At 35.7% G+C, this 21,402-nt stretch carries 20 protein-coding genes; 1 reads left to right on the top strand and 19 read right to left on the bottom strand.

The window, feature by feature from the left end; all coding sequences use genetic code 11:
• Positions 1–53 precede the first annotated feature (53 nt).
• The 15 genes from rho to lepA all read right to left on the bottom strand — a co-directional run bounded on the left by rho (position 54) and on the right by lepA (position 17,445).
• The gene (gene rho, locus HCQ94_RS01945) at positions 54–1,790 is read right to left on the bottom strand and encodes a transcription termination factor Rho (protein WP_232525742.1); all 1,737 of its coding nucleotides are present in this window, start codon (positions 1,788–1,790) and stop codon (positions 54–56) included.
• Positions 1,791–1,956: 166 nt separating this feature from the next.
• A complete protein-coding gene (locus HCQ94_RS01940; protein WP_166977155.1) occupies positions 1,957–3,240 on the bottom strand; it encodes a homoserine dehydrogenase in 1,284 nt (427 codons plus the stop codon).
• Positions 3,241–3,242: 2 nt separating this feature from the next.
• Positions 3,243–4,925, bottom strand: a complete 1,683-nt coding sequence (gene argS, locus HCQ94_RS01935; protein ID WP_166981381.1) for an arginine--tRNA ligase — start codon at positions 4,923–4,925, stop codon at positions 3,243–3,245.
• 456 nt (positions 4,926–5,381) lie between these two features.
• Positions 5,382–5,546 carry a 50S ribosomal protein L32 gene (gene rpmF, locus HCQ94_RS01930; RefSeq protein ID WP_166977151.1) on the bottom strand — a complete coding sequence of 55 codons (165 nt, stop codon included), beginning with the start codon at positions 5,544–5,546 and terminating at the stop codon, positions 5,382–5,384.
• 337 nt (positions 5,547–5,883) lie between these two features.
• The gene (gene recO, locus HCQ94_RS01925; RefSeq protein ID WP_166981378.1) at positions 5,884–6,612 is read right to left on the bottom strand and encodes a DNA repair protein RecO; all 729 of its coding nucleotides are present in this window, start codon (positions 6,610–6,612) and stop codon (positions 5,884–5,886) included.
• A 34-nt stretch (positions 6,613–6,646) separates the two neighbouring features.
• Complete coding sequence (locus HCQ94_RS01920; protein ID WP_166981375.1) at positions 6,647–7,408, bottom strand: nitroreductase family protein; 762 nt, start codon at positions 7,406–7,408, stop codon at positions 6,647–6,649.
• Between the two features lie 28 nt (positions 7,409–7,436).
• Positions 7,437–8,414, bottom strand: a complete 978-nt coding sequence (gene era, locus HCQ94_RS01915) for a GTPase Era (RefSeq protein WP_166977145.1) — start codon at positions 8,412–8,414, stop codon at positions 7,437–7,439.
• A 141-nt stretch (positions 8,415–8,555) separates the two neighbouring features.
• Positions 8,556–9,812, bottom strand: coding sequence for a hemolysin family protein (locus tag HCQ94_RS01910; protein ID WP_166981372.1), 1,257 nt, complete (start codon positions 9,810–9,812; stop codon positions 8,556–8,558).
• Positions 9,813–9,841: 29 nt separating this feature from the next.
• Positions 9,842–10,309: an rRNA maturation RNase YbeY gene (gene ybeY, locus HCQ94_RS01905; RefSeq protein ID WP_166981369.1), complete on the bottom strand. Its 468-nt coding sequence runs from the start codon at positions 10,307–10,309 to the stop codon at positions 9,842–9,844.
• A gap of 129 nt (positions 10,310–10,438) precedes the next feature.
• Positions 10,439–11,215, bottom strand: coding sequence for a 16S rRNA (uracil(1498)-N(3))-methyltransferase (locus tag HCQ94_RS01900; RefSeq protein ID WP_166977139.1), 777 nt, complete (start codon positions 11,213–11,215; stop codon positions 10,439–10,441).
• Positions 11,215–12,318, bottom strand: coding sequence for a molecular chaperone DnaJ (gene dnaJ / locus HCQ94_RS01895; RefSeq protein WP_166981366.1), 1,104 nt, complete (start codon positions 12,316–12,318; stop codon positions 11,215–11,217). Before dnaJ ends, HCQ94_RS01900 begins: the two co-directional genes overlap by 1 nt.
• A 6-nt stretch (positions 12,319–12,324) precedes the next feature.
• Positions 12,325–13,344 (bottom strand): heat-inducible transcriptional repressor HrcA, encoded by a 1,020-nt coding sequence (gene hrcA / locus HCQ94_RS01890; protein WP_166977137.1) that lies wholly within the window; start codon positions 13,342–13,344, stop codon positions 12,325–12,327.
• Between the two features lie 139 nt (positions 13,345–13,483).
• On the bottom strand, positions 13,484–14,767 hold the full coding sequence (hemW, locus tag HCQ94_RS01885) for a radical SAM family heme chaperone HemW (protein ID WP_166981363.1): 1,284 nt from the start codon (positions 14,765–14,767) through the stop codon (positions 13,484–13,486).
• A 3-nt stretch (positions 14,768–14,770) separates the two neighbouring features.
• Positions 14,771–15,574: a tRNA (guanosine(46)-N7)-methyltransferase TrmB gene (trmB, locus tag HCQ94_RS01880; protein ID WP_232525741.1), complete on the bottom strand. Its 804-nt coding sequence runs from the start codon at positions 15,572–15,574 to the stop codon at positions 14,771–14,773.
• Positions 15,575–15,576: 2 nt separating this feature from the next.
• Positions 15,577–17,445, bottom strand: a complete 1,869-nt coding sequence (lepA, locus tag HCQ94_RS01875) for a translation elongation factor 4 (RefSeq protein ID WP_166977981.1) — start codon at positions 17,443–17,445, stop codon at positions 15,577–15,579.
• 215 nt (positions 17,446–17,660) lie between these two features.
• Here lepA and rpsT point away from each other — a divergent pair, with 215 nt between their 5' ends.
• Positions 17,661–17,921, top strand: a complete 261-nt coding sequence (rpsT, locus tag HCQ94_RS01870) for a 30S ribosomal protein S20 (RefSeq protein WP_166977133.1) — start codon at positions 17,661–17,663, stop codon at positions 17,919–17,921.
• Between the two features lie 623 nt (positions 17,922–18,544).
• Here rpsT and HCQ94_RS01865 read toward each other — a convergent pair.
• The 4 genes from HCQ94_RS01865 to HCQ94_RS01850 form a co-directional block, all read right to left on the bottom strand.
• Positions 18,545–18,718: a hypothetical protein gene (locus tag HCQ94_RS01865; protein ID WP_166981360.1), complete on the bottom strand. Its 174-nt coding sequence runs from the start codon at positions 18,716–18,718 to the stop codon at positions 18,545–18,547.
• A gap of 101 nt (positions 18,719–18,819) precedes the next feature.
• On the bottom strand, positions 18,820–19,281 hold the full coding sequence (locus HCQ94_RS01860) for a DUF6912 family protein (RefSeq protein WP_166981357.1): 462 nt from the start codon (positions 19,279–19,281) through the stop codon (positions 18,820–18,822).
• Positions 19,282–19,619: 338 nt separating this feature from the next.
• Positions 19,620–19,766, bottom strand: a complete 147-nt coding sequence (locus HCQ94_RS01855; protein WP_166977127.1) for a MetS family NSS transporter small subunit — start codon at positions 19,764–19,766, stop codon at positions 19,620–19,622.
• A gap of 30 nt (positions 19,767–19,796) precedes the next feature.
• A complete protein-coding gene (locus HCQ94_RS01850; protein WP_166977125.1) occupies positions 19,797–21,332 on the bottom strand; it encodes a sodium-dependent transporter in 1,536 nt (511 codons plus the stop codon).
• Positions 21,333–21,402 lie beyond the last annotated feature (70 nt).

Genomic DNA, 21,402 nt, shown 5'->3' with positions numbered 1-21,402 from the left:
TATCTGACTAAAATATTCAGAAGAATCAATTAGCCAGATAATACCCATAAAGTTTATTCTGGTGAAACAGTTTTTGCTACTGTAACCAAAAATTCAGCATTTGTCTTATTTTCTTTTAGCTTATTCAAAATCAATTCAATAGCTTGTTGCTGTTCCAAAGAAGCCAAAACTCGACGCAAACGCCAAATTATCTGCAATTCGTTAGGAGCGAATAGATCTTCTTCACGACGTGTACCTGAAGAATTTACATCAATTGCTGGGAAAATACGCTTATCAGCCAAAGCACGTGACAAACGCAATTCCATATTGCCTGTGCCCTTGAATTCTTCAAAGATTAATTCGTCCATCTTTGAACCAGTTTCAACTAGAGCAGAAGCAATAATAGTCAATGAGCCACCATTTTCAATATTACGTGCAGCCCCAAAGAATTTCTTTGGAGGATATAGTGCGGCAGCATCCACACCACCCGATAAAATACGACCTGAAGGAGGTGCAGATAGGTTATAAGCACGTGATAGACGAGTCAAAGAGTCCAAAAGCACAACTACGTCTTTACCTAGTTCAACTAGACGCTTAGCACGTTCAATTGCTAATTCAGCAACAGTTGTATGATCTACTGCTGGGCGATCAAAAGTAGAAGCAATAACTTCACCCTTTACTGTACGTTCCATGTCAGTAACTTCTTCTGGGCGTTCGTCAACTAGTACCACCATTAGGTGAACTTCAGGATTATTCTCAGCAATAGCATTAGCAATTTGTTGCATCATGATTGTCTTACCAGCTTTTGGTGGAGCAACAATCAGACCACGCTGACCTTTACCAATAGGAGCTACTAAGTCAATCACTCTTGAAGACATCTGATTAGAATCATTTTCCAACTTCAGCTGTTCTTGTGGGTAAAGTGGTGTCAATTTGTTGAATTCTACACGATCTTTAATTTCTTCTAGTGTCATGCCATTGATGAAATCAAGACGAGCTAGTGCAGAATACTTTTGACGCTGATATTCACCTTCACGTGGCTGACGAACAGCACCTTGTACAGCATCGCCTGGACGTAGTCCATACTTTCGCACCTGTCCCAAGCTAACATATACATCGTGTGGACCGGCTAAGTATCCTGAAGTACGGATGAAAGCGTGGTTCTCCTGAATATCTAATACACCACCAATTGGTAGCAATACATCGTCTTCGCTAAACTCTTCAACTGAGTTTGTATTTTCTTCACGTGTTGTTTCACGACGACGCTTATTGCGGTCACCACGTTCACCACGTTCACGGGTGTCGCGACCTCTACGTGTACGTACATTTCTTTCACCACGGTCATATCTTCCACGGCGCTCTTCACGATTTTCACGTTCTTCGTGATTTTCTTTTTCTTCATTATTTCTACGATCTTCAAACTCAGAAGTATCTTCTTTGGTATCTGCTGAGGAAGAATCGTTATTATCGTCAGATTTAATACCCAAATCTTGCATTAATGTTTCACGAACGTTTAATACATCTTCACTGACTGGGTCAGGAGTTGCAACTGCTGAAGTTGCACGCCTAGAAATACGGCGACGTCCATCACGTCCACGGCGTTCTGATCTTCCGTGATTATTATCTTTTTGCTGATATTCTTCAGAATAAGTCTTTTCTTCATTATTTTGATTGACTTGAGAGTTATTACTAAGTGATTCAATAGCCTCTACAAGCTCTAATTTACGCATTTTTGAAACGCCTTTTAAACCTAGATTTATAGCCATAGTTTTTAGCTCATCTAGTTTCATAGTGGTTAAACTTTTACTCATACCGTTCCTGATTATTGGATTTTAAGATAACGAAAATACAAAACTTTTATATTTCCTTATTAAGATAGAGATTCTTCTCTAAGCAACATGCGTATAAACGCACACCACTAATTATATAACATTTATCTAGCAAAAACAATAATATTGCCTTTATGATGAATATCACTTATTTTTCAACATAAAGTATTGAATTCACGGATATGATTCCCACATCTTCGTTAAACATTTCCACAGTTTTTTTAAGAGAACTATATGTAGTTTCATGAGTGAAAATGGATAGGCGAACTTCTAAGTTCTGCCTGTCTTGAACCAAAGAATCAATAGATAAATTATTTGCCCCACAAATACCTGTAACTTGGGAAAGAACTCCAGGTCTATCATCAACAGTCAAATTCATATAGAAACGACCACTAATATACTCATCACTTAATATATTTAAATCTGTAGGGACATAATTTTGTGTGAAAACTATGCCATATTTCTTGTGAACACTAGCCCTGACTATATCATTCAACACAGTTGAAGCAACGGCATTAATACCATAACCCTGCCCATAAAACATTAGCCTTCCAGCTAACTGTGTGTCTACTAAAACAGCATTATGAATACCTTTAACTGTAGCTAATGGATGATACAAAGGAAGTAAAGTCGGACGTACACTAACGTGTATTCCCATAGCATTATGATCTTCACGCCTACTAGCAACAAATATCAGCTTTAAAGCATATCCTTTTTCCTTAGCAGTCTTTATATCTTCTACAGTGATATCTTCTATACCTTTAGCGTCAACTTGATCAATTGAAATTTGACTAGAAAACGCTAATGAGGAAAGAATTGCAGCTTTAGATGCAGCATCAGTGCCATATACATCAGCGGTAGAATCAGTTTCTGCAAAACCTAAATCTTGAGCCTGCTGTAGGGCTTCTTCAAAAGAAGTGCCTTCAGAGGTCATCTTGTCTAGAACATAATTAGTAGTACTATTTACAACTCCCATAATTGACTCGACTTTATCATTTCGCAAAGATTCACGAAGAGCATGAACTATAGGAATAGCTCCACATACACTACCTTCATAATAAAGTTCAGTCTTATTGGTTTCACATGCTTCCATTAACTGTTCATAAAAATGTGATAGAAGCATTTTATTAGCGGTGACAACAGTTTTTCCTAAAGATAAGGCTTCAAAAACATAATCTTTAGCGTCAGTCAAACCACCAACTAGCTCTACCACTATGTCAGCCTTGCGAATAAGTGAAGGTATATCAGTAGAAAATAGGCGCTTATCTATATCTTCATGCCCTATTTTCTCTATATTTTTTACACCTACACCAATTAAGTCAACTTTAGTACCAACACTTTGGTCAAGTTCTTCTTGTTGCTCACTAATTAACCGCACAACCTGTGCAGCCACATTACTAGATCCTAAAATAGCTATTTTTATCTTATTCATAGTTACATTTTTTCAGGTGCGCTAACACCAACGATTGACAACCCATTCTTCAAAACCTGTGAAGTAGCTTCGTTCAAATATAGACGTGCTACATGTTCAGGACCTTTAGTCTCACCTTCTTTAGGTGTGACACGGCATTTAGCATACCAGGTATGATAAGCAGCAGCCAAACTCTCCAAGTAACGAACAATACGGTGTTGCTCTAACATCTGCGCAGACTGTAATACTATTTGAGGGAACTGAGATAAAGTAGCCAAAAGTTCTAAATCAGACTCGGAACTTAGGCAAGAAGCATCAAAGCTTTCTTCCAGTCCAATACCGTATTCCAAAGCTTTTTTCTTAACACTACAAGTACGTGCATGAGCATATTGTAAGTAATACACAGGGTTTTCATTGCTATGACTGGTCAACAAATCTAAATCAATATCAATTTCACTATCCATTGAAGAACGCGCTAGTGAATAACGAGCAGCATCCACTCCCACTGCTTCAACTAAATCTTCCAAAGTCACAATAGTACCTGCACGCTTAGACATACGAACAGGTTGTCCACCTGAGTAAAGGTTAACCATCTGTCCAATGATAATCTCTAGGTTTTCGTGTGGAGTATCGCCATAAGCTGCACACATAGCCATCATACGACCGACATATCCATGGTGATCAGCACCTAGCAAAATAATGGCTTTATCCGTACCACGTTCTTTCTTATCCAAGTAATAAGCAATATCTCCAGCAAAATATGCAGCATTACCGTCAGACTTAATAATAACGCGGTCTTTATCATCTCCAAATTTTGTAGTTTCAACCCAAATAGCACCATCTTCATCTTTTATAACGCCTTGAGAACGCAAAATTTCAACAGCTTTATCTACGCGTCCGCTCTCATGTAAACTATCTTCATGGAAGTATACGTCAAAATCTACACCGAAATCATGCAAAGATTTTTTAATTTCATCAAACATCAAAGTAACGCCACGCGAACGGAAAACTTCAAGTAATTCTTCATCATCAGTAATATCTAAAACTGATGTACCTAAATCACGCTGATAGTCAATTTTAATTTGCTGGGCAATGTCATGAATATACTGTCCACCATAACCATCTTCAGGAGCTTCAAGTCCCTTAGCACTAGCTATCAAAGATTTAGCAAAGCGGTCAATTTGTGCACCATGGTCATTAAAATAATACTCACGAACAATGTTACCACCGCTAAACTCTAGCAAACGAGCCAAAGTGTCGCCCACAGCAGCCCACCTAGCACCACCAAGGTGAATAGGTCCAGTTGGATTAGCTGAAACAAACTCAAGGTTTATATTTTTACCAGCAAAAAAGTTATTTTTACCGTAATTTTCCCCATTGCTAAGAATCTCATCAACCACTGATCCAGCAGCACCAGCCACCAAAGTAATATTTAAGAATCCAGGTCCGGCAATTTCAACTTTCTCAATATGAGCATTTTCAAATAATTTATCAGCAATAACCTGAGCAAAATCACGAGGAACAAAACCAGCTTTTTTACCTAATTGCATAGCAATGTTTGTAGCCCAGTCACCATGTTGTCTTTGACGAGGACGTTCAATTTTTACAGTCTCAGGTATGTCGCTTTCTTGTAAATTAGTTTGTCCTAGACTTACAATCTCTTCAATAATTGTTTTCAAAAACGCAGATAACTGTTCAGGTGTCATTTCGCTTCCTATTTTATTATCAGTAATTTTGTTGAAACATTGCAACGACTTTCTAATTCATCTCTTATCGGTAAATACCAATACTTCTACCTTTAAAAGATTTGTAAACCTTAATATTAATTAAATGCTTATTAGATGTCTTGCGTAAAACATAATGATATCATGAATGGAAATAAGTTATATATTGATTCATGCATAACCTTATACATATTTATACAATTGTAAAATTTAACACATAACTACTTATTTAATAACACTAGCATTATATTATTTAGAAAATTTATAAAGTAACTACCACCTTATTAAACCTGAAAAACATTAAACGCTAAAGCATCTAATACTTTCATTTTCAGTATCCAATATTTCCAAGAATAAATCTAATGCGTATATTCTTAAAAACTAACAAAACTTTAAGTAAATAAAGCCCCCAAGAAGGGAGCTTTAGAAAGTTTACAATTAGTCCTTGATTAGTCCTTCTTTTACAGCACGAACTAAACGACGTGGAATTGAAACCTCGCGTCCACCGACTTTAACTGTGTCGAGCTGAGGAACTTCAGCCTTCCACTGGGACCGGCGAGAGCGAGTGTTACTGCGGGACATCTTGCGCTTTGGAACTGCCATTTGCCCTACCGCTCCTATCTAAACCTACTAACAAATTACACTATCACAATGTGATACTCAGATAATACAAAATGCATTATTCAACTAATGAAGTATAACAAACATTGAAAAATAATTCCACTATTTCAAGAATATTATTTCTTCACACCCATTTATTCTAACTATTTATAGCAATAAATCAACTTTTCACACCCAAAATCACGTACTTGAACAAAATAAAAAAAATGACTTATAAATACAAAATAAATTTCAGTTTCCCAAATAGTAGATATGAACAATATTTACATACAGAGCCACACATTTATACCAATTTTAGCATAAAGTATTCTTTATATATCTAACGCATTCCTTGAAATTGCACTGATTTTAAACGTCTTTCTAAATGCCATTGTGTATAAGAGTTAACAATATCAGTAACTTCATCTATTACTTCACCAGGCACATTATAAAGATTGTTCCAGTTACCCACTAGTAAATCACTAAGCACTTTCATAGTATATACATCAACTTTTACACACCCTTGCTCACGGCATTCAAAGCACATAGCTCCACCAGAATGGACGTTAAAATATTCATGCAATCCATCTTTAGAGCAAACTGCACACTTATAGCAACTAGGAGCCCACCCACTAATAGCTAAGGCCCTAAAACAAAAAGAATTTGCGACCATCACAGGAACATAGTCTTTATAAGACAAAGCATACAAAGCACCTTTTAACAAAGAATATAAACTTAAAGCTTGCTCTTTTTCCTCTATCAGCTTCTCACAAAGCTCACTTATCAGATTAGCTGTAGTAAAAGACTCAAAACTCTTAGAAATATTCTTTGAAAAAGCATCTATAATCTCGACTTGAGTAATATTATCTAAGCTACGCCCCTCATAAATCTGTACATCTATACAGTTAAACGGCTCAACCCTAGCCCCTATTTTCGAGGTAGTTTTACGCACTCCCTTAGCCACAGCATTTCTTATCCCATATTCTTTAGTAAAGATAGTAATGATTTTGTCTGATTCCCCAAGCTTACGAGTACGCAACACTATCGCTTCACTACGATAAATTTTCAATGCATACTCCTTCGCTAATTCCACTTACTTACAACTACAGTTCAACTTCAAAGCCTTGTTTACGAGCAAACTCTAGTATTTTCCTACGTGAAGGGTAATCTTTTTTCAAACGAGAAATAACTACTTTTACAAAATCGTTACGATATTGGCTACCAGAACTTGCATCGTTACGCTTGATGAAATATTGAGCAATCTCGTCATTATATTCAGCTATTTCTGACAAATAATCATCGTAAACTTTGTACTCATTTTCGAATACACGCATTGAAAAGTCTAGACGCGGTTTCTGATAAATAACTTTGTCACTAGGCTTACCTACTACAAGTCCTATAGCTGGAAAAGTAAGCTGAGGCATTTTTAAAAGCTCACATATGCGCTCAGGATTATTCAAGATACTTCCAAGCAAACAGATACCCAATCCCATGCTTTGCGCCACTAAAGCCATAGTCTGAGCCATAATACAAGCGTCGCTAAATCCTTGGAAGAAAAGATCCATGCTACTAGCATAAGTTTGCTTTACCCCAGATTCTTCAGCAATGCTTTTGTTCCTGTAATTATCTACAGCAAATATGAAAAGATGAGGTGCCTTAGCTATAAATTCTTGACGTGAAACTTTTGAAACTTCGTTCTTTATATTAGGGTCACTTACATGAATTATAGAACAAGCTTGGCTACTAGTTGAGGTAGATACTGCAATGGCTGATTTATAAAGAGTCTCAAGCGTTTCCTCGCTCAGTGTTTCATCTTTAAAATCTCTAATAGAACGATGTTTAAAAACAGTATCTAAAATTTCCATACCATACCTACTCTAGAATTAGGCAATACTAAAACCCTAATTTTTGTAGCTGTTTAGGATCTCGTTGCCAGTCTTTGGCTGTTTTCACATGCAAATCTAAATAAATCTTTTTGCCTAATAAGTTTTCAATGCCTTTTCTGGCTCTACTTCCTACTTCTTTCAAACGACAACCATTTTTTCCTATGATAATTGCTTTTTGTGAATCTCTTTCAACATAAAGATTTACATAAATATTAACTATTTCTTCTTTATTTTTATTCTTACGAGTAATCATTTCTTCAACAACTACTGCTAAGGAGTGTGGAAGCTCATCCCTTACTCCCTCTAGGGCCGCCTCTCTGATTAACTCTGCAATCATAACATCATCTGGTTCATCAGTAAGCTCACCCTCAGGATATAAAGGAGGAGAAACCTGTAGCTTAGAAATAACAAGATCTATAAGGTCGTCAACTTGCTTATTCTTTAGTGCACTAACAGGAATAATGTCAGAAAAATTATGCAAAGTTGAGATATCTAATAAATGTTCTACAAGTCTTTCGTGGTCAACCAAATCAGTCTTAGTAGCAACAGCTATAACAGGAGTTTTAATTGAGGACAACTGAGCTGCAATAAACTTATCTCCAGGACCAACTTTTTGATCAGCAGGCAGACAAAATAAAATAACATCAACATCTGATAAAGTTTCACGTACTAGTTCATTCAAACGTTTCCCCAGCAAAGTGCGTGGACGGTGTAAACCGGGCGTATCCACAAGCACTATTTGTCCCTCTTGCCTATGGACAATAGCTCTAATAGTATGACGAGTTGTCTGAGGACGCATAGAAGTAATCGCAACTTTCTCGCCCACTAAAGCATTAGTCAAAGTTGATTTACCAGCATTAGGACGCCCTATTAAACAAGCAAATCCTGAACGATAATCATCAGGATAATCAACCTTAAACTTGGATACAAATCCATCCAGTGCATTAGGACCGTTCATAAGGTCTTTATCTGATGGAAAATCCATTGCTATTCCCCTGTCGCCAAAAATTTATTTCTACTACAAATAATACCTTATTAAAGGTCTTAGATTTCAAATTATTACAGATTTTCTTATTCTTTTAGTATAAATTATAAGTTACTTTTTCATATCACCACAGCAAGTAAATTATTCCTCAAATTCATCGTTTTTAGATATAACTATTGCTCCTATTTGTTTTCTACGACCAATCGCTTCTTGTGCTATCAAATTCAACCCATAAATTTTACCGCTTGTGCCAGGCAAAGGAACTTTACCTATAGCTTTCGCTAATAAGCCATTTACGGTATCCACATCTTCATCTTCAATTTCGACATCCAATAATTCATCTAGCTCATTGATAGGAAAACGCGCTGGAACTTTCCAAATACCTGGTGAAATTTCTTCAGGCTCTTGAATCTTTTTATCATGTTCATCAAATAAGTCACCAACTAAAACTTCAAGTAAGTCCTCAATAGTAACTAGCCCAGCAGTACCACCATATTCATCAACTACAATAGCTATATGAAAAAGCTCTTCTTGCATTTTTCTGAGTAAGTTATCAGAATATATTGTCTCAGGCACAAAATGTGCCGGTCTCATGACAGTATTTATTAGCTCGTTCTTATCATCAGGATGATAATGTAATCTATGCAAAATATCTTTCAGATATACAACCCCATAAACATCATCTATATTTTTACCCACAACTGGTATACGCGAATAACCTGATTTTACAAATAAAGTCAAAGTTGTATTAATAGTTTCATTAGGTGAAACGGTAATCATATCAATACGAGGGACCATTACTTCACGCACAATAGTATCGCCAAGTTCAAAGACCGACTCTATTATTTCTCTATCTTCGTCTTCGAAAGTCTCAATGCTATCTGCACCATCAACAACTTCACGTAAATCGCGTGCAACATTAGTGCGAATCTCAAACTCAGATATATTTTCTTGTTTATGGTCAACGATTACCCTATTTAGACGATTATTTATACGGCTAACTCCATACAATAAATTTCTCAAAATATAAGCAACTTTAACGGCATAAGTTTTACCTACAACCACAGGTAGTATACCTATAAAAATTGAAGAAAAAATAAGTGTAAAAATTAAGCAAAAAACAATAGCCACCCATTTTTCAGTAAAATATGTGAAAGAGAATACAGTAAAAAATATTACAGCAGAGCCAAAAATCTGCACAAAAAAGACTTTTAAAGACAAAATAGACTGCATTACATTATCTACAAGCCAATAAAGTTTTTCTTTATCTTTCTTGCCATATTTTGTTTCATCGATGCTAGCACGACTTAGTCGCTCAACAGCGTTTTCACCAGTCAAAACGATACTTGAAAATATTCCTAAGACTAAACCTAGAATCAAAAACCAAATATAATCCATGGCAAATTTACCTAAATGATACTAGCATTTTATAAAGTATTATTTTCTTTAGAAGCTAAAAATGTGAGCAGTAAGTTACGCTGTAAGTCAAACATAACTTTTTCTTCTTCTTTTTCTACATGGTCATATCCAAGCAAGTGCAGTATTCCATGAGTAGTTAATAAAAGCATTTCTTCTACTGCTGAGTGTCCAGCTTTACTAGCCTGAGCTGCTGCAACAGTTGGACAGATAACTATATCCCCTAAAATCCCTTCTTCGCTAGGATTGTCAGCAGTTCCGGGACGCAGTTCATCCATTGGGAAAGACATAACATCGGTTGGACCTTCAAGACCTAACCAATCAATATGTAACTTCTCAATAGCTTTTTCATCAATGAATATAATAGATAGTTCAGCTTTAGGATTTACGTGCATTTTATCTAATACAAAGCGTGCAATATCAGCAAATTCTTTTTCATCTACTTTGTAAGTAGTTTCATTACATACTTCAATAGTCACGTTTTCTCCTAAGTGTTTTATATCTTTATCTCATATTTTCTTATCATTTATACGCAGTATCAACATATTTCAAGCAAAAACTCAAAATTATCTTTATATACAAACATAAAATAAATATTTAGTAAAATTTCAAGATTTATCAGTCCAAAGATTAGCTTTAGCACCTATCATTGCTATAGCAACATTTCCAGCATTAGATGTGCGTAAAACACTATCAGATAAACGCACCTTTATTGCACCTTTCTGGGTGAACATTTCTAATTCATTTTCAGTTATTCCGCCCTCTGGCCCAACTATAATATAAATTTCCTCATAAGTATCAAATAACTTTTGAGGTAAATCTGATAAATAGTTGTCAGCAGACTCATGCAAAACAAAAAATCCCACTTTATCACTTTGTTTTTCTTCAATAAAAGTAGATAGTTTTTTACTGTCACATAAGTCATTTACTGCTGGTAAGTAAGACTGGCGAGATTGTTTAGTTGCTGCAAAAACTAGGCTCTGCCACTTAGCTATAGATTTTTGTACCTTATTACCTACCCAAACGCTGACACATCTTTCAGCTTTCCAAGGAGTAATGCTTTTTACCCCTAATTCTACACAAGATTCCACTGCTTGTTCGTCTCTTGATCCTTTAGCTAAAGCTTGTACTAAATGCAGTTGTATACGCTTAGGCTCATCAGTTATTTTTTCTATAATTTCAGCGGTAAATTGTGTTTTGTCACTATGTACAATACGTGAACGCAAACGTGTACCTCTTCCATCCACAATATCAGTTATATCACCATTTTTAAGGCGCATAACTGCAATTGCATGATGAGCTTCTGTACCAGAAATACTAACTTTTTCACCTACATTTAAGATATCTAAATCTCTATCAGGCTGTATAAAAACTGGGTAAGTCATTATAAATCTAATTTCTCCCAAAGCTTAGAAAAGAATCCTTGTTCATTCTTATCTATTTCAGGTTCAACAACTTCTTCATTTCTTATATTAGCTATTTTTTCAAATAATTCTTTCTCTTCATCAGATATGCTCTTAGGAATTTCAATGTCAACATGAACATATAAATCGCCACGGCCTGATCTATTTAAGTATCCTATGCCCTTATCTGCAAGTTTTACTGTTTCACCTGACTGTGTTCCAGGCTGAATGTTCACTGTCTGCATTCCATCTAAAGTTTCAATATCAAACTTTGTACCAAGAACTGCAGCTGTTAATGGAATACGTAACTTAGTGTGTAAATCATTGCCTTCACGTACCAGCATAGAGTGGTGTTTCTGCTTAATTTCTACGTAAATATCGCCGTTTGGACCAGAAAATAAACCGGCTTCACCCACTCCTGATACACGTATTCTGTTACCTTGTTCTACACCAGCAGGAATAGCAACTTTAATCTTTTTATTTTTCCTCACGCGACTGTTTCCGTTACAAGTATTACATGGACTAGAAATTATTGTTCCGTGCCCATCACAAGCTGAACAAGCAGAGTTAGTAACCATTTGTCCAAGTAGAGACTGTACTACTTTTTGAACTGTTCCTTGCCCATTACATACGGAACAAACAGTCAAAGGCTCATTAGTACCTTGTCCATCGCAGTCTTCACATTTTTCATAGGTGTCAAACTCTATTTCTCTTTCAGTTCCGAAGGCTATTTCTGATAAGTCTAAGCTAATCGAAATAAGTCTATCTTGTCCTTTTTGAGCCCTTGGATATGGACCAGATTGTGATCTTCCCGAGAAAAATGTATCAAATATATCACCAAACTCAAATGATGTTCCACCAAATCCTGTAGTACTTCCAAAAGGAGACTGTCCACCCATATCATAAGCACGCTTTTTTTGTGGATTAGAAAGTGTTTCGTATGCTACTGTAACGTTTTTAAACTCTTCTTCTTTATCTGGACCAGCAACATCTGGGTGTAAAGTTCTAGCTTTTTTTCTGTAAGCTTTCTTGATTTCATCTTGAGTAGCGTCTTTACTCACACCTAATACTTCATAATAATCCATTACTTTCTATCCATTCTGTGATAAATGCTCAGACAAATGCTTACATACAGTTTCTACAGCAGCCATATTTTTTGCGTAGTCCATTCGTTTAGGACCAATAATGCTTATATGTGCTTTGGCTTCAGTCGTACCATAGGCTCCTGCAACAACTGAAGTTTCAAGTAAATCTTCACATTGGTTTTCTACACCAATGGAAACCTCAACTTTTTTATCGTTATTCATTTGAGAAAATAAGCGTAACAAGACTACTTGTTCTTCTAGAGCATCTAAAACTGGTACGATTGAATTATTAAAGTCGTCATCAACTTTTACTAAATTCGAAGAACCAGCTGTTACTAATTTTTCTTCAGAATCGATAGTTAAAATGTCTAGTATTATTTGTTTCAAACCTTGAACTATGTGCTGTTCATTGGGATGAAGAGTTCGGTTTAAGTCCTCTAAAGATATTATTATTTGCGAAGATTCAACTCCTGTACAAGCAATATTTAACTTTAGTTTCAAACTATCTAAAGCCTCTTGTTTAACTGGCATTGTTGTTTCAATAACACGCCTGCTTACATAACCATTGGTCGTAATAAAAATGAACATTATTTTATTAGGGCTCAAAAGTAACATTTCTATATGTTTTAAATTAACTTTACGTATAGATGGATATTGAACTACTGCAACTTGGTTAGTGAGCTGAGCCAGTAGTTTTACTGATCTTTCAACTACATCTTGGATATCTGTTGCATCAGATAAAAATGTGGATATAGCATTTCTTTGAACTGAGGAAAGTGGCTTTATCTCAGCGATTTGGTCAACAAAAACTCTATATCCTGCATCAGTTGGGACACGTCCTGCAGATGTATGTGGTTGATGAATTAAACCTTGCTCTTCAAGGATAACCATGTCATTTCGTATAGTGGCTGGTGAAACTCCAAACTTATACCTTTCCACTAAAGTTTTAGAAGCTACTGGTTCACGTGTTTTTACATAATCACTAACAATTGCGTGTAGTACTTCCATTCTTCGGTTATATGACATGTCACCTCCTCGTTTAATTTATAAGATAAACTATACCACCTTGTTAGCAGTCAATAATAGCGAGTGCTAATATGCTTAAATAGAATTTTATAATCTATTTATTATCAAGTAAAAGACATTTCTCACTTAGCTTAAATAATCAAATATTCCTTATTGAAAAACTATCCCATAGAATTTGTGTAACTGTATCTGCCATAAGCCTACCTTTTAGCGATAGAACAAGCTTTCCTTTAGCATATTCTTCTTCTAAAATGTATTGCGCTGATTTAAGAGCCTCTATTTGTTCATCAGCAAAATAAAAGCAACTGTTTTCTAAATCGATTCCTTCTCTAAGCCTAATTTCAAGCATTAGTTTTTCTTCATATATAGTATCTTCAGTCAATATTTCTTTAGAATACACAGGGCTTTGGTTATTAGCTAAACGATTAGCATAAACTCTAGGGTGTTTTAGATTAGACCACCTGGTAGCATTTACATAAGAATGTGCCCCACACCCAAAGCCCCACCAATTATGACTATTCCAATAAGCTAAATTATGCCTACAAACTTTATCATTTTTAGCCCAGTTAGATATTTCATACCATCTGTATCCATTTTCTGCCAAAATATTGTCAATAATCTCATATTTTACGGCTTCATCGTCACTATCAACAGCAGGAATTTTTCCTCGCTTTAAATCTTGCCCTAGCTTCGTACCTTCATGAATCAAAAGGGCATACGCAGATATATGATCTGTATCTAGCTTTAGCGCATAATTTATTGATTCTTCCCAATCTAAAACACTTTCACCTGGAGTGGCATAAATTAAATCAACAGAAGTTTGCAATCCTTTATCTTTAGCACATTGAATTAAAGGAGCTATTTTTTCCTTGTCATGTTGCCTATCTAAAATTTTCAAAACTTTATCAACACCTGATTGTGCTCCGAAAGACAAACGGGTAAAACCGTTTTCAGCTAGATGGCTAATATAGTTTTCGTCAACAGTTTCAGGATTAACCTCAGTTGTTACTTCAACGTTTTTGGATAAAGGTATACGTTTAGATAACTCTTCTAATGCTCTAGAAAGCTCACTTGCCTCCAAAAAAGTCGGTGTGCCTCCTCCAAAGAAAACAGTATCAATCTCATCGACTTCCACACCAGAGTTTTCAAGATTTTCGACAGCAAAGTCATATTCTAAGCACAAAGAATCAACATAGTCTCCAACGCTTGCACCTACACCAAAATTAGTATTCGTATAGGTGTTAAAGTCACAGTATCCACATCTATGCTTACAAAAAGGAATATGTATATATGCACTGAATTTCCTCTTAGCAAACAGACTAGGACTCAGGTCAGAAGATAAGTTCTCTAAGGTGACCTCATGTCTAGGTCGTTTTGAGGAAATATCGTCAAGCTTTAGTAGTTTTTCTGTAGCAGATGACAAAGCCTAGCCATTCTTTTTGAAAGTAAAATCATGTACAGATCTACCAGCGTCTATTCCTCGTTGCTCAAAACGAGTCATAACTCGCTCAGACCATCTTGGAGCAAAACCACCACGAGTTGGTTCTTCGTCTAGCAGATCAGGATTCTCACCCTTGTGTAAATTGACAAACCTATCAGAGCTTTCTAGAACGTCACGTATATGCCATGCATAGTCATTCCAGTCAGTAGCTAGTCTCCAAACACCATTTTCCATTAAAACATTAGCTACAATTTCTGAAAATAAAGGTTGCACTATGCGACGTTTGTGATGGCGTTTTTTCCTCCAAGGGTCTGGGAAAAATGTCCAAACCTCAGCACAACTATTATTTGGAACTATAATCGGCAAAGCTTGAACAGCATCAACTTCGATAAGCTTTAGGTTTTTAACATCTTCTTTTACAGCACTGGAAATTGTTTTAACCAGCCCCGGGTACCATACTTCAAATCCCAAACAATTGTATTCTGGATGATTCTTAGCGAAGTTTACAATCTGGTCACCAGCACCACACCCAATTTCTATTACTAGTGGTGCTTTACGACCGAAGACTTCATCTAAATCTATTTCAAAATCTTCAGCTACAGTTGTTTCACCAAAGCCTCTTTGAACTTCAATTATGTAGTCTTTATGGTACTTATCCCATGTATTTTGCAAAGATTCTGATATTCTATCGCCACGTCTAGTAAAAGAACGTGTACGTGAAAAAAACTCTCGTTGAGCTAAGCCCATTTCATCTAAAACGTTACTTTGCAGATCAGATTTATCGTCCATTTTTATTTCTTTTTATCCTTACTTGAAGAATCAGTTGTAAGTGCAGCAATAAAGGCTTCCTGAGGCACATCTACCTTACCAATAGCTTTCATGCGCTTCTTACCTTCTTTTTGCTTTTCCAAAAGTTTGCGTTTACGAGTAATGTCACCACCGTAACACTTAGCTAACATATCTTTTCTCAAAGCTCTAATGGTTTCACGAGCAATAATACGTGAACCTACAGCAGCTTGAATTGGTACTTCAAACTGTTGACGTGGTATTAACTCTTTGAGTTTTTGAGTCATCATCAAACCGTAAGAATAAGCTTTTTCTTTATGTACAATTGAAGAGAAAGCGTCTACTTGTTCGCCGTGCAAAAGAATATCTACTTTTACCAAGTCAGCTTCTGATTTGCCTTCTGGTTCATAGTCTAGTGAAGCGTATCCCTTTGTACGAGATTTCAAATGATCAAAGAAATCAAACACAATTTCAGCCAAAGGCAAAGTATAATGCATTTCTACACGATCTTCACTCAAGTAATCCATAGAGTGCATTACTCCACGTCTGCTTTGGCACAATTCCATAATTGCACCAATATACTCGCTAGGTGTAAGTATAGTTGAACGCACGACTGGTTCTTCAACAGACTTTATCTTCAGCCCTGTAGGAAACTCTGAAGGGTTAGTTACTATAACTTTAGAGTTATCTTCCAAAGTTACGTCGTATATTACGCTAGGGGCTGTAGAAATCAAATCTAGGTTGAATTCTCTTTCCAAACGTTCACGAACAATCTCTAAGTGCAAAAGCCCTAAGAAACCACATCTAAAACCAAAGCCTAGAGCAACTGAAGTTTCTGGTTCGAAAGTTAGGGCTGCGTCATTTAGTTTTAACTTATCCAAAGCATCACGCAAAGCTGGGTAATCTGAGCCATCTATAGGATATAAACCTGAATAAACCATTGGTTTAGGGTCTTGATAGCCATCCAAAGGATCTGTTGCTGGTTCATTTACTCCTGTTATTGTGTCACCAACTTTAGATTGACGAACATCTTTCACACCAGTAATTAAATACCCTACTTCACCAACACCAAGTCCTGCACATGGTTTTGGCTCTGGAGAAATCACACCTATTTCCAACAAGTCATGAGTTACACCTGTAGACATCATTTTAATACGTTCACGTGGATTCAATTGTCCGTCCACTACTCTAACGTAAGTAACCACACCTCTATATGTGTCATATACTGAGTCAAAAATCATGGCTCTACATGGGGCGTTGGCAACACCAACTGGTGGAGGAATGACTTCTACTATCTTATCAAGCAGAGCCTCAACTCCTTGCCCTGTTTTACCAGATACCTGCAGACATTCTTCTGGCTGACAACCGATTAAATTAGCTAATTCTTCAGCATATTTTTCTGGTTGAGCTGCTGGTAAATCGATTTTATTTAGAACAGGAATAATAGTTAGATTATTTTCCAGAGCCATATATAAATTAGCTAGGGTTTGAGCTTCTATACCCTGAGCTGCATCTACTAGTAGCAAAGCTCCTTCACAAGCAGCCAATGACCTTGACACTTCGTATGAAAAGTCCACGTGTCCAGGAGTGTCAATCATATTTAAAGCATAAGAAACATCATTTACTCGCCAAGGCATACGAACTGCTTGAGATTTTATTGTAATACCACGTTCACGTTCAATATCCATACGATCCAGATATTGGTCACGCATAACTCTTTGCTCTACCACACCAGTTGCTTGTAGCATACGGTCAGCAAGCGTTGACTTACCATGGTCAATGTGTGCAATTACTGAAAAGTTTCTTATTAAACTCGGATCTGTACCTGATGGTTGAATATCTAATGATTCTTCAGGTGTTGGAATAGGAGCCACTGTTACCTTCACTTGTTTGTATTTTAAAAACTATCTTTTAGTATTCTACATTATTTTTTATATCTTTATAGAATTCTTTATGATAGAGTTTGATTGGATTTTTGTATTTTATACTTAAATCTTTTGTCATGACCATCGCAGAGCATCCCCACGCTCCAGTCCCGGTCATGACCAGCCCTCTACGACCTTATTATTTTTAGTAGAAAGTGTCTAAAGTGGCAAATATTAAGTCTCAAATGAAGCGTATTCGTACAAACGAAAAGCGTCGTATTCGTAACCAAGCGGTTCGTTCAGAACTAAAAACTTACGTACGTCGCACACGTGAAGCTATTGCAGCTAATGATAAAGAAGCAGCAGAAGCAGCTCTACGTATTGCTGGTCGCAAACTAGATAAAGCTGTTTCAAAGGGCATTATCCATGCAAACCAAGCTGCACAGCGTAAGTCAAAGCTAGCAAAGCAAATAAACGCTCTCTAGAAGATTTTAAATGCGTGAGTGGTTCGTATCTTCCACTCACGTATTTTTATATAGTTTTACTGTTTGTAAAACTGCTTTTAACATACTACAGTTTTAGTGCTTATAAAGCCTTATTTTCCAGATACTTTAGTGCTTATAAACCCTTGTTTTCATATAGCTTTATTCTTTTTAGAAATCATATTTCTTATATATTATGAAGTTATAGTTAACACTTTACAGATAATTACTTTTACCCTTGTAATAAAACCTAGTATTATTTTCAGTAATTTTCTAACCATAAAGCCATGAAGTTATATTTCAGATATTTGTTTTACCATACTAGCTACAAAGTGTTTTACACACTTAGTACGACTTTCGCGTTTTGTTTTACACTAATTTGATTCAGATAAGTTTTCTTTTACATAACTTTGTAAGAATTTATAAAACTTAGACATTTTATTGTATTAATACTTTATTGTTTTAGCTAAATATAAATATATTTCACCACGATAGAAATTATAGCTATAACAAATTGTAAAAAAATCGTTGCTCAGTTATTAATGTAGCTCACATTTCAAATAGTATTAATAAAAATAGGAGAGAGTATTATCTCTCCCCTATTTTATAAAAAGCTAGAAAATAAATTACTTTTCTTTTCTAGTAATTTTCATAGCTAAACCTAAAACTAGAATCAAAGCTGCTGAAGGTAGAAGATATTCTTCTACACCAGTTTCTGCTAGCTTTGGCTGTAGCTTTACAGATAGTTTTAATACAAAATGGAAACCTTTACTAACTTTGTAACAAAGGTAAATCAACATTTATTACTTGTAATTACTTTTAGAAAAACACAAGGTAAACAATAAATTTTAAACAGTTATCTTAAAATTTAAAACCTTGGAAGATAAACTTATTATTTTATTTACAAGCCTTTAAACATGTCTATTAGAATAGGTCTTTCACTTTTATCGAACCATAACAAAGGAATAGTATCTATCTCAGATTCTACCTCTTCTTCACCCTTTGATAAAAGTTTAATGATATTAAAAATTTCTTCTATATCTTCAGCATGAATACACGCAATATTATCCCAAGAAATAGGTTTTTCTATACTAACTTTACCTGGAAAATTACTATCTTCTAAACAGTCTTCATCTGAAATATCAGCGGAAATAACAAATCTTGCTTTTATAGAAACATTATTACTTTGCAACTTCATAAAACTAAGAAATGAAGCTTGAGTAAAGGCACAATCTTCTAAAAACTCTAAGTCATTTTCTTCCAGAAATTGCTCACAAAAAGCACTAGTTACAGCAACACCTGTTGACACTTGTAAAACAGGAGATTGAATGTCTTCAAAAGTAGCTGGAATATATACTCGCACTTAGTTTCTCCTATTTTCTGTAGATGAATTTAATTTCAAATACAACAAGTTTAATATACTATCATTATACGACTTATAACTACATCTTGAAATATTTATATACACAACTTGTAAATAACTATATTACTTAAACAAATATCTATCCACCACAGAATACAGTGAAAATTTTAGTTATTTCTAAAATGATTACGATTAAATAATTGTCATATAAAAACACTCTTATAAGTTGAATAAGAAACTCCACACAAACAATATTCAAAAAACTTAATACACACAAATACTACTTAAATGAAAGACTGGGTGCGAGTAACAATCCCACACCCAGTTTTTACAATAAGTTACAGTGATTCTTCAGTTTGAGAACTATCAATATCTTTAAGTTGCCATGGAGCTTTTAGCTTATTCATGACGATTACAGATACAACTAATCCTCCCCAAACTAAAGCACATGAAACTATCAACATAGTTATCGCGGAAATACTCATTTCCATTCCTTCCAATTATAAAGTTTTCAGTTAATCTTCTAGTTCAATTGGGATAAAATTCTCATCTTTTTTCCAAGGAACAATAGTCATAACAATTGCTGAAACAAGACCCACAGCAATTGCTCCCCAACCAAATACCAATACATACCAAGTTGGGTATCCTCCGTGTCCTTGTGATATAAATCTGACTAGGCCTGTGATAAACATTGAAGATAATAGAGCAGGTAGTAAGAAACCAACCATTACTTCCCACCACTTACCAGTTGGGATTGAAGATACAGAGTTTAGATGTTTACGTAATTCTGGCAACTTTCCAACACCAACTGTAACAAATACACACATTATAATAGCGCTAGAAACAATACCAATCTCATTGATATAAGCGTCTATCACATCTAAAGCAAATAGACCAGAATGTGTTGAGAACAGAGCAAGAGAAATTACCATTGCTACCGTACCGATTATCAAAGAAGCCTTATAAGCACTCCAGCCGACCTTATCTTCAAATGCAGAAGCAACCACTTGAACTAGCGAAATCAACGATGTTACTCCAGCTAGAACAAGAGAAGCAAAGAATAGAACACCGAAGTAAGATCCACCAGGCATCATAGAAATAATCTTAGGGAAAGTAACAAATGATAAGCCAATACCAGAAATACCTTCCAATTTATCTACTGTAACACCTTGTTGAACAGCCATAAAACCTAGTGCAGCAAAAACACCAATACCAGCTAAAAGTTCGAATGAAGAGTTAGCAAAAGCTGCAACGTATCCAGAACCACTCAAGTTAGATCTACGTCCCAAATATGAAGAATAAGTAATCATAATACCGAAGCAGATTGACAATGAATAGAAAATCTGTGAATAAGCAGCAATCCAAACTTTTCCATCATATAGTTTTGACCAATCAGGGGTAAAGAATACATTTAAACCTTCAAAAGCGCCTGGCAATGTAATAGCGCGTATAACCATTGCAGCGAACAAAACCACTAGCAAAGGCAAGAAGAACTTATTAGCACGTTCCAATCCTTTTTGAATACCATTACCAATAATTACCAGCACACTTACCCATACAAGCACAAGGGCTATAAAAATACTCCATACCGGCATTGCTGACACAGTTCCTGGTTCAGATAGTTGCAAAAAGGATTCGTTGAAGAATTTTGCTGAATCGTGTCCCCAAGCCTGATTTACTGAGTAAACCATATATTGTAAAGCCCAAGCAATAATTACAGCATAGTAAACCATGATAATAAAACTAATTAATACTTGCCACCAGCCGATAACTTCAGCTTTTTTATGCAAGCGTCTAAAGCTTAAAGGAGGGCTACCGCGGAATCTGTGTCCAATAGAGTAATCCAAGAGGAGTGCAGGAATACCAGCTGTGAACAAAGCAATCAAGTATGGAACCAAAAATGCTCCACCACCGTTTTCGTACGCAACTGCAGGGAAACGCCATATATTTCCCAAACCTATGGCTGAACCAATTGCAGCCATCAAGAAACCTAGTTGACTAGACCATTCTTCACGGCCTTTGGTTTCCTTTCCTTTCTGGATTTTACTCATTTTCTTTCCTTAAATTTTAATATAATTCTGGAATGTAGGTAAACGATACACTAAATGTCTCAAAATAAAA

The organism is Actinomyces sp. zg-332, from assembly GCF_011751945.2.
Taxonomy (GTDB): domain Bacteria; phylum Actinomycetota; class Actinomycetes; order Actinomycetales; family Actinomycetaceae; genus ZJ293.
The sequence above is the reverse complement of the archived record's forward strand: the minus strand, read 5'-3'. Positions and strand labels throughout refer to the sequence as shown.

Coding starts and splice junctions, on each gene's coding strand:
- HCQ94_RS01855 (WP_166977127.1), bottom strand. CDS start 19,766: ATGAGTATTTCCGCGATAACTATGTTGATAGTTTCATGTGCTTTAGTT.
- rpmF (WP_166977151.1), bottom strand. CDS start 5,546: ATGGCAGTTCCAAAGCGCAAGATGTCCCGCAGTAACACTCGCTCTCGC.
- HCQ94_RS01940 (WP_166977155.1), bottom strand. CDS start 3,240: ATGAATAAGATAAAAATAGCTATTTTAGGATCTAGTAATGTGGCTGCA.
- HCQ94_RS01910 (WP_166981372.1), bottom strand. CDS start 9,812: ATGGATTATATTTGGTTTTTGATTCTAGGTTTAGTCTTAGGAATATTT.
- HCQ94_RS01865 (WP_166981360.1), bottom strand. CDS start 18,718: ATGTTGATTTACCTTTGTTACAAAGTTAGTAAAGGTTTCCATTTTGTA.
- dnaJ (WP_166981366.1), bottom strand. CDS start 12,318: ATGGATTATTATGAAGTATTAGGTGTGAGTAAAGACGCTACTCAAGAT.
- hrcA (WP_166977137.1), bottom strand. CDS start 13,344: ATGTCATATAACCGAAGAATGGAAGTACTACACGCAATTGTTAGTGAT.
- HCQ94_RS01920 (WP_166981375.1), bottom strand. CDS start 7,408: ATGGAAATTTTAGATACTGTTTTTAAACATCGTTCTATTAGAGATTTT.
- rho (WP_232525742.1), bottom strand. CDS start 1,790: ATGAGTAAAAGTTTAACCACTATGAAACTAGATGAGCTAAAAACTATG.
- HCQ94_RS01850 (WP_166977125.1), bottom strand. CDS start 21,332: ATGAGTAAAATCCAGAAAGGAAAGGAAACCAAAGGCCGTGAAGAATGG.
- trmB (WP_232525741.1), bottom strand. CDS start 15,574: ATGGACGATAAATCTGATCTGCAAAGTAACGTTTTAGATGAAATGGGC.
- era (WP_166977145.1), bottom strand. CDS start 8,414: ATGGATTTTCCATCAGATAAAGACCTTATGAACGGTCCTAATGCACTG.
- argS (WP_166981381.1), bottom strand. CDS start 4,925: ATGACACCTGAACAGTTATCTGCGTTTTTGAAAACAATTATTGAAGAG.
- HCQ94_RS01900 (WP_166977139.1), bottom strand. CDS start 11,215: ATGACTTACCCAGTTTTTATACAGCCTGATAGAGATTTAGATATCTTA.